Genomic DNA, 13,197 nt, shown 5'->3' with positions numbered 1-13,197 from the left:
TCAGCGTGACGCAATGAGAATCCGACAGCACGAACGAGAAGCAGTGAGAATCCGACAGGCACAGTGCGACAGGACAGTACTGCACGGCCCTGTTCTCCCCGAAGCTACGGCGAAGTGACAAGTAGCTCTCTGTAGCGGATCAAGGGTGGGCTTGTCAGGGTTTTCGATCTTCTGGGCTCACCGAGGGGGGCCTGCTCGGCGAGGTTGGTCCGGTCGTGACGGCCGGAGGGAGCCTGGGGTGCGGCAGGAGTGGGAGCGGAGGATCTGATCGAGGTCTGGACGCTGCTGGAGGAGGGCCGGGAGCGGCTGCGGAACCAGTGGGGGGCGAACCGGTTGGGGTTCGCGCTGTTGCTGAAGTTCTTCGAGGTGGAGGCCCGGTTCCCGGAGGACGCCGGGGAGATCCCGGTGCCGGCGGTGTCGTACGTCGCTCAGCAGGTGAGGGTGCCTGCGGAGGAGTGGGCCGCGTACGCCTGGTCGGGGCGGGCGATCAAGCGGCACCGGACGGAGATCCGGGGCGCGTTCGGCTTCCGTGAGTGCACCGAGGAGGACCAGGCCCAGCTCGCCGAGTGGCTGGCGGTCGAGCTGTGCGGGGTGGAGCTGAACCGGGACCGGCTCGCGGAGGCGGTGGTGGCCCGCTGTCGCAACGACCGGCTGGAGCCGCCGACGCCGGGGCCTATCGCCCGGCTGGTCGGCTCGGCGGTCAGCACCTTCGAGGAGCGGTTCCGCGCGGCCACCGTGGGCCGGCTGCGGGTCCGCCTTCAGCTCGGTGAAGAACGTGCCCCCGCCGCCCGCGCTGTCCGCGTCCGTACCGGCGTCCTCGGCGATCAGGTCGTCCAGCCGGGACCGGGTCGCCGCCGGGTCGGCATCCTGAAGACCCGCCCGCCCGGCGTCGCTCCCGATCGGCTGGATCGTTGACCGGGTGAGGTGCCGGACCGGGGAGGGGCCCGAAGCCACCGTGCTCGCGGACGGCTCGATTCGGCTACGCGTCGCGCCTGTGCAGCAGCAGGCTGCCGACCAGCAACGCGGCCGCGGCCCACACGGCGAGCACGCCCAGGCCGGCCCACGGACCGATGGGCAGCTCGTGCAGATGGACGGTGGCCTGGACCGCGAGCCCGGCGGTCATGGGCGAGATCTGCTGGAGGTGCCGCTGCCACTCCGGGTCGTTGACCACCTGGGTGACGACCGGGAAGAGGTAGAGCAGCCCGAGCACGATCCCGATGGCGGTCGCCGCCTCCCGTACCGCCGTCGCCACACCGAGACCTATCAGGGCGATCAGGACGAGGTAGAGGACCGAACCCACGGCCGCGCGCAGGGTCGGGCCGTCGGCCAGGGACAGCGTGGCATAGCCGTGCGCCTCGGTGAATCCGCTGCCGGGCAGGATGTAGCGGCCGACGAGGAGGGAGGCCAGGACGGCAACCGTCCCAGAGGCCAGGACGACCGTGGTGAGAACCGTCGCCTTGGCGGTGAGGACGGTGAGCCGGTTCGGCACCGCCGTGAACGTGGTGCGGATCATCCCGGTGCCGTACTCGCCGCTGACGGCCAGCACCGCTAAGACGGCGATGACCGCCTGCCCGACGGTGACGCCGGTCAGGGCGAGCTTGACGGCGTCCTGGCCGCACCCCGCATCCGGGCACTTCACGGCCTTGGCGGTGCCACAGCCGACGGCCACGGTCAGCGCGACGGCGAGCAGGAGCAACCTGCCCATTTCCCTTGCGGTGCGCAGCTTCGTCCACTCCGCGCGCAGGGCGCGGCCGAAGTCCCCTCGCCACGCGCCGTCCGCCGTGCTCGTGAGTCGTGCACCGCTCAGGAGACTCATACGTCCCTCCCCCGCAGCCGCACCACGGCCAGACCGAAGACGAGCGCGGCGTATCCGCACAGCACGGCGAGGCCGGCCCATGGCTCCAGCGGGTAGTAGCCGGTCGACGGCTCGTACACGCTGAGCACCTGCGCGTACCGCGGCAGAGTCTGCTGGATGGCAAAGCCCGCAGCCGGGGTCACCCGCAGCAGCCACTCCGAGACGCCCGGGGGCAGTACGCCGGAGGTGGCAAGCAGGAAGGGCAGCACGATCGACGCGATGACCAGGGCGACCGCCGTGCCGCTGCGCCGCAGCAGGGCACCGACGCCGAGGGCAAGCACGGCGGCGGCCGCGCAGAGCAGGCCGGTGCCGACCATGACGCGCACTTCGGTCGCCGACGTGGCAGGGAAGACATGGAAGCCCCTGCCGAGCGCGCTGCGTTCCCCGAGGGGAATGGTGATCGCGGCGGCCACCAGGCCCATGGCGAACGCGACGCCCCCGGCCACCAGCGCCTTGGCACCAAGCACCCGGCCCCGCAGGGGAGTTGCCGCCATGGTCGTACGCAGCAGACCACGCCGGTATTCGCCGGTGATGAACACCGTGCCCACGGCGATCACCACGATCAGCCCGGCGAAGGTGCCGACGAGGAAGTTCTCGACGGAGAAGCCGACGCCCATGACGGGCCCGCCGACAACCGGTGCGATGTCACCGGCCCCGGTCACGGTGAACCCTCCGCCGTCGGTCTGGGTGAAGCCGCCCTTGGTGGTGTTCGTGTAGCTGCCGGAGGTGCCCGCGTCGCCGCCCACCTGTGTGCCGCTCCACGCCCCCTGGGACCAGTCGCCGGTGAGAGCGGGGCGGCCGAAGGTGCCGATGGCCACGGCAGGGCTGAAGCCCGCGCCCGCCGCCGTGTCCTGCTTCGCCTCCGGTGACGTCGCGAAAAGCCCGGCCTGCACGGTGCGCGCAAGCCCAGGCAGCCGCGCATGGCCGACCTTGGTCCAGTGGGAGCCGTCGGTGGAGGTGTAACCGGTGAGACTGTCACTGGAGCGGACCAGGCGCAGCCAGCGCGGGGACTCCTGGGAGACCTTGCCGGAAGGGCCCGCCGTGTCGTGCGTGTAGTCGTACTGCATGCGCACGCCGTGGCCGCCGGTGGCCATGACCGCCGCGTACGGGGATCCCTGGGTGAGGCTTTCCTTCACGACGATCCCGGCCTTCGCCCAGGGCTGGGCGCCCTGGGCCGTCTTGCCGGTCCCGGTGTCGGCCACACCAGTCAGCGACCGCAGGGGAACGGTGAGGGCGCCGTCGCCGGTGAGCGTCTTGTGGACGAAGTAGAAGCTGTCATTGACGGCCTCGCCGCCGGGGCCCTTCGGATACGAGGCGGAGCCGCCCCCGCGACCGCCGGGGGCGGGGGCGGCCGTTCCGAGCAGGCCGACCACGATCGTCACCAGGAGCGCCCCCGCCATGGCGAGGACCCAGCCGCGTACCGTACGGAATTTCGTCCACTCGGCGTGCAGCGTCCTGAGGAACCCGCCCCGCTCGGCGCGCCTCGTGGCCGGAGGGCGAGGCGTGAGGGTGTCGGTCATCGCGTGACCTCCCCCGCCGGGATGCCCCGGTACTCCACCGCGTCCCGGGTGAGCTCCATGTACGCCTCCTCGAGCGTCGCCCGGTGCGCGGACACCTGGGAGAACGGCACCCCGTTCCGGGCGAGCAGGGCCACGATCTCCTCGTCGGGCAGGCCCGTGACGCCGAGGGTGCCGGGGCCGGTGGCGAGAACGGTGGCGCCCGCGCCGTGCAGGACCTGGGCGGCGCGGTCAGGCGCGGAGGTACGCAGGGTGACCCGGCCGCCGGACGCCTCGGCGAGCAGTTCGGACACGCTGGTGTCCGCGACGACCCGGCCGCGGCCGATCACCACGAGGTGGTCCGCGGTGTCTTCGAGTTCGCTCATCAGGTGACTGGAGACCAGAACGGCGCGGCCCTGCCGGGCCAGCGACGACAGGAAGCCGCGCATCCACACGATGCCGTCGGGGTCGAGGCCGTTGAACGGCTCGTCCAGCATGACGACCGGCGGGTCACCGAGCAGCGCCGCCGCGATCCCCAGGCGCTGGCGCATGCCCAGCGAGAAGCCGCCGGCATTGCGCCGGGCCGCCGTGCCCAGGCCGGCCTGTTCGATGACCTCGTCCACCCGCCGAGCCGGCAGGCCCTGTGAGTGGGCCAGCCACAGCAGGTGGTTACGGGCGGTGCGGCTCGGCTGCAGCGCAGAGGCGTCGAGCAGTGCCCCCAAATGCCGAAGCGGACGACGCAGGGTGCGGTACGGCACCCCGTCGACCAGGGCCTTTCCCTCCTCCGCCGCGTCAAGGCCCAGGATCACGCGCATGGTGGTGGATTTGCCCGCGCCGTTCGGGCCGACGAAGCCGGTCACCCGTCCGGGCCGCACGGTGAACGTCATCCCGTCCAGAGCCAGCTGTGGCCCGAAGCGTTTACGCAGACCGATGACCTCGATCGTCGCCTTCGTACTCTCATCGCTCATGGACCTCACCCTGTGACGGAGCGAGTTACAGGGGCCGAACGGTCACTGTCATCTCGCTGTTAGGCGCCTCGGCTTAGCCTGGCCTGGTACGTGTCCTGGTGCGGTGGCGAGAGGGGAGCATGCGGATGAAATGGGGTCCGCCCCGACGGCTCGCGGGCCTGACCGCCCGGCTCGGCCTGCGCCGTGGCACTGCCCGCACCCGCTTCACCGCCTTGTACGTGACTCTGTTCCTGCTGTCGGGAACGGCGCTGCTGGCCATCGCGGCCGTGGTGGCATCCGGCGGATCGCGCTCCAGCCAGACCGCCCCCGATGGCGGCACCGATCAGCCCGTCTCGGCGGCACAGGCCCAGGGCCGCATCGACGAGCTGGTGCAGCAGCTGGCCCAGGCGCACCACACCCAGTCCCGGCAGATCCTGATCGGCTCCGCCAGCGCCCTCGGCGTGATGGCGGTGATCTCGGTCGGCCTCGGCTGGTTCGTCGCCGGCCGGGTGCTTCGCCCGCTGCGCGTGATGACAGCGGCGACCCGCCGGATCACCGCCGACAGCCTGCACGAACGCCTGGCCATCGGCGGCCCCGGCGACGAGGTGAAGGACCTCGCCGACACCATCGACGACCTCCTCGGCCGCCTGGAGGGCTCCTTCGACGCCCAGCGTCTCTTCGTCGCCAACGCCTCCCACGAGCTGCGCACCCCACTCACCACGATGCGGGCCTCCCTGGACGTGGCCCTCGCCAAGCCGGGCCCGGTACCCGAGACCACGGCCACGCTGGCCGCGCGGATGCGCGCCGAACTCGACCAGGTGGACCGGCTGCTGGAGAGTTTCCTCGTCCTGGCTCGCACCCAGCACGGCGAGTTCACCGACTCGGCGCGCCTCGCCCTCGGCCAACTCGCGCTGACCGCCCTGACCGGACGGGCAAAGGACATCGCGGCCAAGGGCCTGACCGTGCGCGAAAATCGGTTCGACGACTCCGCGTGGGTGTGGGGAAGCCAGACGCTGCTGCGCCGCGCGGTCGACAACGTGGTCGACAACGCGATCGCGCACAACGACCCCGAGGGCTGGATCAGTGTCGCGGTACGGGCCGAAGGAGACGACGCAGGCGCAGTGTCCCTCGTCGTCGAGTCCAGCGGACCGGTCCTCGACCAGCGGCGGGTGGCGGACCTCGCTCAGCCCTTCCGCCGTCTTGGCGCCGACCGGACCGGCACCGGCCAGGGCAGCGGCCTCGGCCTCTCCATCGTCGCGGCCATCACTCAGGCCCACCAGGGCACCCTGGACCTGCGCGCCCGCCCCGACGGCGGCCTGCGCGTCACCATCACCCTCCCCCGTACGGACGGCAGGGCGACGGCGGAAGCCCCCGACACAGAGACGGGCGTGGCGCATTGAGAGTCCTGGTGGTCGAGGACGCCCGCCCCCTCGCCGAAGTCATCGCCGAGGGACTGCGCGACCAGGGCATGGCCGTGGACGTGGCCCACGACGGGCTCGACGCCGCGGCCAAGCTGGACGTCAACGCGTACGACGTCGTCGTGCTCGACCGCGACCTGCCAGGCATCCACGGCGACACCCTCTGCCAGATGATCACCGAGGGGGACGGACGCGTGATGGTCCTCATGCTGACCGCCGCCGTTTCACCCGGGGACCGCGTCAGCGGCCTGACCCTGGGCGCCGACGACTACCTCGCCAAGCCCTTCCACTTTCCCGAACTCGTCCTGCGCATCCGCGCCCTGGCCCGCCGCCGCCCCGCCGCCCGGTCCCGCACCCTGAGCACTGCGGGCATCGAACTCGACCCGATACACCGCACCGCCAGCCGCGACGGCCACCAACTCGACCTCTCCGTCAAGGAATTCGCGGTACTCGAAGCCCTCCTGAACGCGAGCCCCGCCTTCCTCAGCACGGAGAACCTCCTCGAACAGGTCTGGGACGAACACGCCGACCCATTCACCAACACCGTCACGGTGACCATCAGCCGCCTGCGACGCAAACTCGGCGACCCCCCGGTCATCGCCACCACACCCGGCGTGGGGTATCGGATCATCGAATCAGCCGTCCCACCCGACTGAGCAGCCGCCAGGGGCCGACGGCCCGCGAGCGGAGGCCGTACTCAGTGCACCCGACTCCAGTCATATGCGCAGCCGACTTCGGAGACTCACGCACGTGCTCACTCTCACAAACGTTCCTTTGCGCGAGCAGGATCAATCACGAGTCCCCGGACCCGCACGGATCCCGGATTCACTCTCAGAACCCGTTCTCGCTCAGAAGCGGGTCGACTCCCTTTTGAGACTTGTATTGTGCGACACCGCGGGGCCACGACGGATCCTCAGCACCCTTTCCCCGGCCGACCCCCTCCACCACGATCAGCCCGAACGTTCATCCCACCCGCTCACCCAACGTGACAGCGCCCCTCGGCGCCGTAGACCTCCGCCAGGTGCGCGGAGCTCTCGCCGTGGGTGAGGCCTTTCGCCGGCAGCGACAGCACCGTCTCGTCCCCGCCGGTCAGGCGCCGCTGCCGCTTCTTCACGATGTGGGGCGTGAACGTGCCGGACAGCTCCCTCGGCACCCGGACCTCGACCGGGCCGACATCGGTCAGTACCGTCTTGGCCCTTGGTGCCGTTGCGGCAATTCCCGCTGTTGCGGCCGGCCCGCCTCGTGCCTCTCGTAGCCGAGCTGATCGGTCATCTCACCCTCGAAAGCGGACTCCAGTACCAGCTTCGTCAGTTGCTGCAGCCCGCTCTCACCGGTCAACTGCAGGCTCTCGCTCCGGGCCCGGTCCACCAGCATTGCGGTCAACTGCTCGTCGCTCGCAGCCGCCACGCCCGCAGACTGCCCGCTGGCCTTCGCCGACTCCCACTGCACGGCCTGTCATGTCACTTGGCGTCTCTTCCTTGATCACTAGATCCGCCGTTGGTTTTACAGCCCCGTCTACCGGTGGTGGGCGCTCAGTCCAGCGACTCCCAGAAGGTTGTCAGCTCCCACGCACTCTGCTCGGGGTCCTCAAGCATCCACCAGTGACCGAGGTACGGCAGGCTGACGTGGCGCGCGCCGAGGGTGTCGGCCGCCTCTCGGGACGCCTTGACGTCCTCCATACGGTTCATCTCCGGGATCAACACCAAACCCGGGCTTTCCGCTGCGCTGGTAGTCGCGCCCCAGTCGGCGAACACATTGGGCGTGGCCGACCGGTGGAGCGACAAGATCGCGTCGCACATCGTCCGGTCCACACGCTCGCTCATTGCCACCACATGCTCCTCAGGCACACCCCAGCCGCGCATGGTCGACACAATGTTTTCGGAATACTTCGCCGGGGTGGCCAACGTGTGGTCCATGAACGCCTCGCCAGCCTCGGGCGTCAGCCAGGGCTGGGCCAGTACGTGCCCGAGGTAGGAAGGGTGGTAGGCACAGGCCATGTCCATCACCCAGCTGTGCAGGGGCACCGCCCGCATGGTGGCGACCCGCGCGGTCAGCAGCGCTCCCCAGTCGTGACCGACGAGGTCGATCGGGCCATCCAGCTCCTTGAGAGCATTGGTCAGCCAGTCGACGTAGAACTCCTTCGTGGGAGTTACGCCCTCCGGCAACTCGGTGCCGAATCCGGGCAGGGCCAGTGCGACGCTATCGCGGTCGAGCAGGGGACGCAGCTTGTCCCAGACGTCCGAGGTCTCGGGAACGCCATGGACGAGGACGACGGGCATGCAAGGAGCTCCGCTTCGTGAGGGAAATCTGGTGCGCGTGCTGCCACACCGGGTGGGCATAACTGACTACGGCGAGCGGGTGGGGTGGGTTCGGTGCGCAGTGGGTGGAAGTTCGAGGAGCGAAACGGCCGGAGCCGATTGCCCCGGCGGGGCCGGTCAGTAAGCGTCGAGCACCAGAGGCATGCCGTGTGCGGCACCCCAGCTCCGACGCTGCGACCCCGCCCGTCGAAACACCGCGCGGGCGCTGTCACGTTGGGTGAGCGGGTGGGATGAATTTTCGGGGTGATGGTGGTGGAGGGGGTCGTCCGTGGAGGTCACGTCGCCGTCGTACAAGGGGCACCGGTACCCGGTCGAAGTGATCTCCCATTGCGTGTGGCTGTACTTCCGCTTCCCGTTGTCCTACCGCGAGGTCGAGGAACTGATGCTCGAGGGCGGCGTGATCGTCTCGTACGAGACCGTGCGACGGTGGTGTCGGAAGTTCGGGCAGGCCTACGCGAACGGGCTTCGCCGCAGGCGTCCCCGGCCCGGCGACACATGGCATCTCGACGAAGTCCGAAGTCTTCATCAAGATCAACGGCGAGCAGAAGTGTCTGTGGCGGGCTGTGTGCCGGGACGGCAACGTCCTCGACATCCTCGTGCAGTACCGCCGCGACGAGGCCGCGGCCAGACGGTTCCTCCGCAGGCTGATGACGCCTCCGCAGGCTGATGACGAAGACCCGGGCAGTGCCGAGGGTGATCGTCACCGACAAGCTCCGCTCCTGCAACGCCGCCCACCGCCACGTCATGCCCTCCGTCGAGCACCGCTCGCACAAGAGACTGAACAACCGGGCCGAAAACAGCCACCAGCCGACGAGGCAGCGCGAACGGGTTGTGAAGGGCTTCCGCTCCGTGGGCGGGGCGCAGAGGTTCCTCTCCGCGTTCAGTGGCATCTCACCCCGCTTCCGGCCTCGTCGCCACCTGATGCCCGCACCTCACCACCGGGCCGAAATAACCGTCCGCTTCACCCCTGGGAGTAGATCACCGGCGTCACGGACCGACCTGCCACGGCCTGAGCACCGCCCGGAACCCGGCCCCACCACTCCTCGACACACCGTCAGACACCCACACACCCAACAACGTGACAACGCCGACAGCAGTGATCACGGCGTTGGAAGGGTATGGCCCGTCGCATGCTGGAGAGGAGAAGTGGACACGGTCAGCAGGCAGCCCGGACTGGAGAGGGGGTCCATCCCTCGAGCTCAGGCACGTCGTGCTGCTGGATCGCCCAGCGGAGCCGGCGCAGGGCCGGGCCGGGCTCGACGCCTAGTTCCGTGTGCAGGACCCGGGTGGCCCGGTCGTACTGCTGCACCGCCTCAGCGGACCGGCCCAGCAGCCACAGAGATCGCATCAGCAGGTCCCAGGCGGACTCGCGCAGCGGCTCATCGGCGATCAGGTCCTGCGCGGTGTGCACGGCCTGACCCGGCCGCCCGGACATCAGCAGCGCTCGGACGTACAGCTCCCGTGCGGCGTGCCGGCGCTCCGTCAGGCGGGCGATCTCCCGGGCGGCGAAAGGAAGACAGGCAGCGTCCATGAGTGCGTCGCCGCGCCAGGCGGCGAGGGCCTCGGCGAGGGCCTCGGCGGCCCGCTCCGGCCGCCCGGCCTCCAGCAGATCGTGGCCGGCCGCCACGGTGCGTTCGAACCGTACGGTGTCCAGGTCCTCGTCGGCGACACGCAGAACATAGCCGCACCGCGTCGTGGCGAGGACACCGTCCCGGCATGCCTCGGAGGACCCGGCGGGATGCAGGACACGGCGCAGCCGGCTGATGTGCGCGTGCACCGATGTCGCCGCCCGGGCTGGGGGACGGTCCCCCCACAGGCCGTCGCAAAGCCGATCGATGCTGACGGCGCGACCGTTGGCGATGAGCAGCCGGATCAGCAACACGCGCCGCTGACGCGGGCCGAGGTCGAGAAGGGTCCCGTGCCGGGTGGCCGTCAGGGGTCCGAGCAGACTGAAGCGGACACCAGCGGCTTGCGTGGACATGATTGCCCCTTTATTCATCGGTTCGTCAGTCGGTCGTGGAAAGTCAGCACCCGGCGGACGATGCGAACGCCGGACAACGGTGGCATCGCTATAGGTGCGGTACCCACGCCGGATCTACTGGAGACGGTGGTGACGGGCGGGACGGCGGTGAGGAGCGAGCAGAAGGACGAAGGTCATCACCACCCGGCGGCCCACATAGCCCGGGGGTCGGGCTCGTGCTCCACCTCCGCAGATTGTGCTGGAGGCCCGACCGGCGGGCATCGGCTGATCGACCTATGTCCCCGGCCTGCCCGCCTCATCGGGGAGCGTGTGCCACACGTTCGACACGCCGCGCGGGCAACGCCCGAGAACGGCCACGGTGGCGTGGTGCGGCTGGAGTACTACGGAGACGACGGCGGTGACCAGCAGCTCGGCCCGGCGTGCACCCGCTGTTCACGAGGTTCCCGATCAAGGCAGGTAGGCCCAGCGACATAGGTCGATCAGCCGATGTCCGTCGGCCGGTTCTCCAGCAGAATCTCCGGGTGGTGATGACTGGTTGCGCGGGCTGCAGCCGGAAAATCGACTTCTCGGTCCTTCCGCATCGGAACCTCGAACACCTCTTCATGTCGTACCCATCCAGAAGAAGGAGATCGGCCATGTTGAAGAAGCGTCGTATCGGAGCGGCACTCGGCGCCCTCGCGTCGCTCGGTGGTTTGGTCGTCACGGCAGCTCCCGCCGCGTCGGCGGCCACGCCCGCGCCGGTCTGCCCCCGGCCGTACCCCAATGTGGCGCCCCTGTGCCTCTACGACGGTGCCGACTTCACGGGGCTGCTCGACAACTACCCGGCGAATTCGGGGAACCTTCCCGACTGGAAGGATGACAAGATCTCCTCCATCATCAACGACTCCGACTACCACTTCATGTTCTTCGCGGACGACCATTATCGCGAGCTGGTCGTGGAGCTCGCACCCGGGGAGAGGTGGGTGGCTCCGCCGGAGTGGGACAACACCATCACCCAGATCTTCGGATACTGAGCCCTCTGCCCGAAGCACGTGAGTCGGCCGTCCCCCGCGCTTCGAGTCCTGGAGCAATGACACACGAGGGGACGGCCGACGGCCGCTGCGGCATGACAACGACTGGACACCGACGATGACTGGCCTCCCGTACGACCTCGTCGACGTATTCGCTGACCGCCCGTACGGCGGCAACCCGTTGGCGGTGGTGCACGGAGGTGCCGCGCTCACCGATGCGGCGATGCAGGCCATCGCCCGCGAGTTCCACCTGTCCGAGACGGTGTTCACCTTGCCGCCCACCACCTCGGACGCCGATTACCGGGTGCGTGTCTTCACTCCGACCACGGAGCTGCCGTACGCCGGTCATCCCAGTATCGGCGCCGCGTGGGTGCTGGCCCGTACGGGCGTGATCCAGCACGGTGACGTCCGGCAGCAGTGCGGTGCGGGCATCGTCCCGGTACACGTGGATGACGCGGGCGCCCGGATCGCCGGCGGCCGGCCTGAGACCGGCGAGTCCCTCGACGCGGCCGCGTTGGCCGAGGCGGTCGGCCTCACGGCCGAAGACGTCGTCGGTGAGGAGAGGCACGGGACCGCCGCGGCCGGCGCGTTCTTCGCTTTCCTTCAGGTACACGATGACGCCGTGGCCCGAGCCCGGCCGGACGCGGCAGCCGTCGTCGCCCGGACCGCCGGTACGGTCGGACTCGTGCTGTTCAGTTTCGACCCCGCATCGTCACGGGCACACGTACGGATGTTCGCCCCCGGGGCAGGAGTCATGGAGGACCCGGGTGGGGGCGCCTCCGCCGTCGCGCTGGGCGTCCACCTCGTCCACCGGAGTCTGCTGCCTCCCGACGGTGTCTCCTCGTTCGCCATCAGCCAGGGAGCGGAGCTGGGACGGCCCTCGGCCATGGAGGTCGAGGTGCACGCCCGCGACGGTCGGGTGGTGGAGACGACGGTGCGTGGCACGGTCGTCGCGGTGGCCCGCGGGGAACTCCTCCGTCTGCCCTGACCTGCTGCTCGCTCCCCGGCGCGCGGACCGGGCGGGCGCGCACGTCCGGGTCCGCCCGGCGGCGGCCCGGCCGCCGCGCGTTCCAAGCCCGAATCCGACCCCCCGGAAAGCGAATGTCACCCATGACCGTCCACCCACACAACGGCCCGGTCGTCAGCGTCATGCCGTTCGATGACGACCTGCGGTTCGGCCGGGCCCCAGGGGTGACGCGTGATCTGCCCACCGGGCCCGTGACCGACATCGACTTCGTCTGCTGCGGCAGCCGGCCCGAGGAACGGGACGGTGTGCGCCTCGGTCCGGAGGCCGGCTCCGTCCGGGAGGCCGCATGAGCGTCGGCCAGCCGCGGACCGCCGTTCCGGTGGATGCCGGCCCCGAAGACGAGAACGCCGCGCCGCTGCCCCGGGACGCGGACGTCGTCGTCGGACGTGCGACCCGGTGGCTGGGCACGCCGTACTCGTGGGGAGGAGGGACGCCCTACGGACCGAGCACGGGTTTCTGCGACGACGTCAACGGCTACGATTTCGCGGGCGAGTGTGCCGCCTCCGCCGCCCCGGGGTTCGACTGCTCCGGCCTGGTGCGCTACGCGTACTGGCCGTTCAACCGGTTGCCCCGGGTCTCCGCGAGCCAGTACGCGGCAACCTCCGAGTACACCGTCGGGCGCGATGCCCTGCGCGAGGGCGATCTGGTCTTCTGGCACAACGGCACGCGCATCTACCACGTAGGCCTCTTCTGCGGGGGCGACGAGGTGATCCACGCTTCCCGGACCGGCAAGCTCGTCTCACGGGTCCCGCTGGACGAGGCGATGCCGCGCGGCGACTACTACGGAGCCACCCGGCTGTTGGACCTCTCCGCCAGATGACCCTGCGCGGCCCAGCGCCACGAGCGGACGCGGGCGCGGTGTCCGCCGGCACCACGGCCGCCGGGGACTCCGCTCCGCACGACGGGCGGCTGCCGGACCCGCGCACGCTGCCGCCCTGGGCGACGCGCTTGGTCCGGTCGGTCCACGGACGGGCCCCTGGGCTGGGCGATGTCTCCTCCCTCTCGGTCCCCTTCGCCCAGCGCGGTGCTCTTCCAGGAAGGAAAGGAACGGAATGGCGATGAACGACGCTGCCTCCCGCTCCACGGCCGAGAAGGTCCATTCCGGCAGTCGGTGCCGGGCGGACGACTGGCCGGCAGGCTCGCTT

The 13,197-nt window shown here is 70.2% G+C and carries 12 protein-coding genes and 2 pseudogenes; 8 read left to right on the top strand and 6 right to left on the bottom strand.

Annotation, left to right across the window (positions count from 1 at the left end; genetic code table 11):
* The first annotated feature begins 249 nt into the window (after window positions 1-249).
* On the top strand, window positions 250-915 hold the full coding sequence (locus ACP4J0_RS36485) for a DUF4158 domain-containing protein (protein WP_426603448.1): 666 nt from the start codon (window positions 250-252) through the stop codon (window positions 913-915).
* 64 nt (window positions 916-979) lie between these two features.
* Here ACP4J0_RS36485 and ACP4J0_RS36480 read toward each other — a convergent pair whose 3' ends face one another.
* Genes ACP4J0_RS36480 through ACP4J0_RS36470 form a run of 3 tightly spaced genes read right to left on the bottom strand, consistent with a single transcriptional unit; the run spans window position 980 to window position 4,319 of the window.
* Window positions 980-1,816: an ABC transporter permease subunit gene (locus tag ACP4J0_RS36480; RefSeq protein WP_426603446.1), complete on the bottom strand. Its 837-nt coding sequence runs from the start codon at window positions 1,814-1,816 to the stop codon at window positions 980-982.
* Entirely contained in the window at window positions 1,813-3,375 is a 1,563-nt protein-coding gene (locus ACP4J0_RS36475) for an ABC transporter permease subunit (RefSeq protein WP_426603444.1), read from the bottom strand. The genes ACP4J0_RS36480 and ACP4J0_RS36475 overlap by 4 nt, the downstream gene beginning before the upstream one ends.
* Window positions 3,372-4,319, bottom strand: a complete 948-nt coding sequence (locus tag ACP4J0_RS36470; protein WP_426603442.1) for an ABC transporter ATP-binding protein — start codon at window positions 4,317-4,319, stop codon at window positions 3,372-3,374. Before ACP4J0_RS36470 ends, ACP4J0_RS36475 begins: the two co-directional genes overlap by 4 nt.
* 125 nt (window positions 4,320-4,444) lie before the next feature.
* On the opposite strand from ACP4J0_RS36470, the gene ACP4J0_RS36465 reads away from it, so the two are divergent.
* Window positions 4,445-5,698, top strand: a complete 1,254-nt coding sequence (locus tag ACP4J0_RS36465; RefSeq protein ID WP_426603440.1) for a HAMP domain-containing sensor histidine kinase — start codon at window positions 4,445-4,447, stop codon at window positions 5,696-5,698.
* A complete protein-coding gene (locus tag ACP4J0_RS36460) occupies window positions 5,695-6,372 on the top strand; it encodes a response regulator transcription factor (RefSeq protein WP_426603438.1) in 678 nt (225 codons plus the stop codon). The genes ACP4J0_RS36465 and ACP4J0_RS36460 overlap by 4 nt, the downstream gene beginning before the upstream one ends.
* A 344-nt stretch (window positions 6,373-6,716) precedes the next feature.
* Here ACP4J0_RS36460 and ACP4J0_RS36455 read toward each other — a convergent pair.
* Together ACP4J0_RS36455 and ACP4J0_RS36450 are read right to left on the bottom strand one after the other, a co-directional pair.
* Window positions 6,717-7,090: pseudogene (locus tag ACP4J0_RS36455) on the bottom strand (transposase); the annotation flags it as partial.
* Window positions 7,091-7,248: 158 nt separating this feature from the next.
* Entirely contained in the window at window positions 7,249-7,995 is a 747-nt protein-coding gene (locus tag ACP4J0_RS36450) for an alpha/beta fold hydrolase (protein WP_426603436.1), read from the bottom strand.
* Window positions 7,996-8,302: 307 nt separating this feature from the next.
* Here ACP4J0_RS36450 and ACP4J0_RS36445 point away from each other — a divergent pair.
* Window positions 8,303-8,976 (top strand): annotated as a pseudogene (locus ACP4J0_RS36445) (IS6 family transposase); the annotation flags it as partial.
* 214 nt (window positions 8,977-9,190) lie between these two features.
* Here ACP4J0_RS36445 and ACP4J0_RS36440 read toward each other — a convergent pair.
* On the bottom strand, window positions 9,191-10,015 hold the full coding sequence (locus tag ACP4J0_RS36440) for an AfsR/SARP family transcriptional regulator (protein WP_426603434.1): 825 nt from the start codon (window positions 10,013-10,015) through the stop codon (window positions 9,191-9,193).
* A gap of 635 nt (window positions 10,016-10,650) precedes the next feature.
* Here ACP4J0_RS36440 and ACP4J0_RS36435 point away from each other — a divergent pair.
* The 4 genes from ACP4J0_RS36435 to ACP4J0_RS36420 all read left to right on the top strand — a co-directional run bounded on the left by ACP4J0_RS36435 (window position 10,651) and on the right by ACP4J0_RS36420 (window position 12,872).
* On the top strand, window positions 10,651-11,028 hold the full coding sequence (locus tag ACP4J0_RS36435) for a peptidase inhibitor family I36 protein (protein ID WP_426603432.1): 378 nt from the start codon (window positions 10,651-10,653) through the stop codon (window positions 11,026-11,028).
* A 115-nt stretch (window positions 11,029-11,143) separates the two neighbouring features.
* Window positions 11,144-12,013, top strand: a complete 870-nt coding sequence (locus ACP4J0_RS36430) for a PhzF family phenazine biosynthesis protein (protein ID WP_426603430.1) — start codon at window positions 11,144-11,146, stop codon at window positions 12,011-12,013.
* 122 nt (window positions 12,014-12,135) lie between these two features.
* Complete coding sequence (locus ACP4J0_RS36425) at window positions 12,136-12,342, top strand: hypothetical protein (RefSeq protein WP_426603428.1); 207 nt, start codon at window positions 12,136-12,138, stop codon at window positions 12,340-12,342.
* Window positions 12,339-12,872 (top strand): C40 family peptidase, encoded by a 534-nt coding sequence (locus tag ACP4J0_RS36420; RefSeq protein WP_426603426.1) that lies wholly within the window; start codon window positions 12,339-12,341, stop codon window positions 12,870-12,872. Before ACP4J0_RS36425 ends, ACP4J0_RS36420 begins: the two co-directional genes overlap by 4 nt.
* Window positions 12,873-13,197: the final 325 nt, after the last annotated feature.

The sequence above is a fragment of the Streptomyces sp. WG7 genome, assembly GCF_049975785.1.
GTDB lineage: Bacteria > Actinomycetota > Actinomycetes > Streptomycetales > Streptomycetaceae > Streptomyces.
This window is presented reverse-complemented; position numbering and strand designations above follow the sequence as displayed.

Bases quoted from the DNA above. Each gene is read 5' to 3' on its own strand.
- ACP4J0_RS36480 (WP_426603446.1), bottom strand. From the start codon at position 1,816: ATGAGTCTCCTGAGCGGTGCACGACTCACGAGCACGGCGGACGGCGCG.
- ACP4J0_RS36475 (WP_426603444.1), bottom strand. From the start codon at position 3,375: ATGACCGACACCCTCACGCCTCGCCCTCCGGCCACGAGGCGCGCCGAG.
- ACP4J0_RS36470 (WP_426603442.1), bottom strand. From the start codon at position 4,319: ATGAGCGATGAGAGTACGAAGGCGACGATCGAGGTCATCGGTCTGCGT.
- ACP4J0_RS36465 (WP_426603440.1), top strand. From the start codon at position 4,445: ATGAAATGGGGTCCGCCCCGACGGCTCGCGGGCCTGACCGCCCGGCTC.
- ACP4J0_RS36450 (WP_426603436.1), bottom strand. From the start codon at position 7,995: ATGCCCGTCGTCCTCGTCCATGGCGTTCCCGAGACCTCGGACGTCTGG.
- ACP4J0_RS36440 (WP_426603434.1), bottom strand. From the start codon at position 10,015: ATGTCCACGCAAGCCGCTGGTGTCCGCTTCAGTCTGCTCGGACCCCTG.
- ACP4J0_RS36435 (WP_426603432.1), top strand. From the start codon at position 10,651: ATGTTGAAGAAGCGTCGTATCGGAGCGGCACTCGGCGCCCTCGCGTCG.
- ACP4J0_RS36430 (WP_426603430.1), top strand. From the start codon at position 11,144: ATGACTGGCCTCCCGTACGACCTCGTCGACGTATTCGCTGACCGCCCG.
- ACP4J0_RS36425 (WP_426603428.1), top strand. From the start codon at position 12,136: ATGACCGTCCACCCACACAACGGCCCGGTCGTCAGCGTCATGCCGTTC.
- ACP4J0_RS36420 (WP_426603426.1), top strand. From the start codon at position 12,339: ATGAGCGTCGGCCAGCCGCGGACCGCCGTTCCGGTGGATGCCGGCCCC.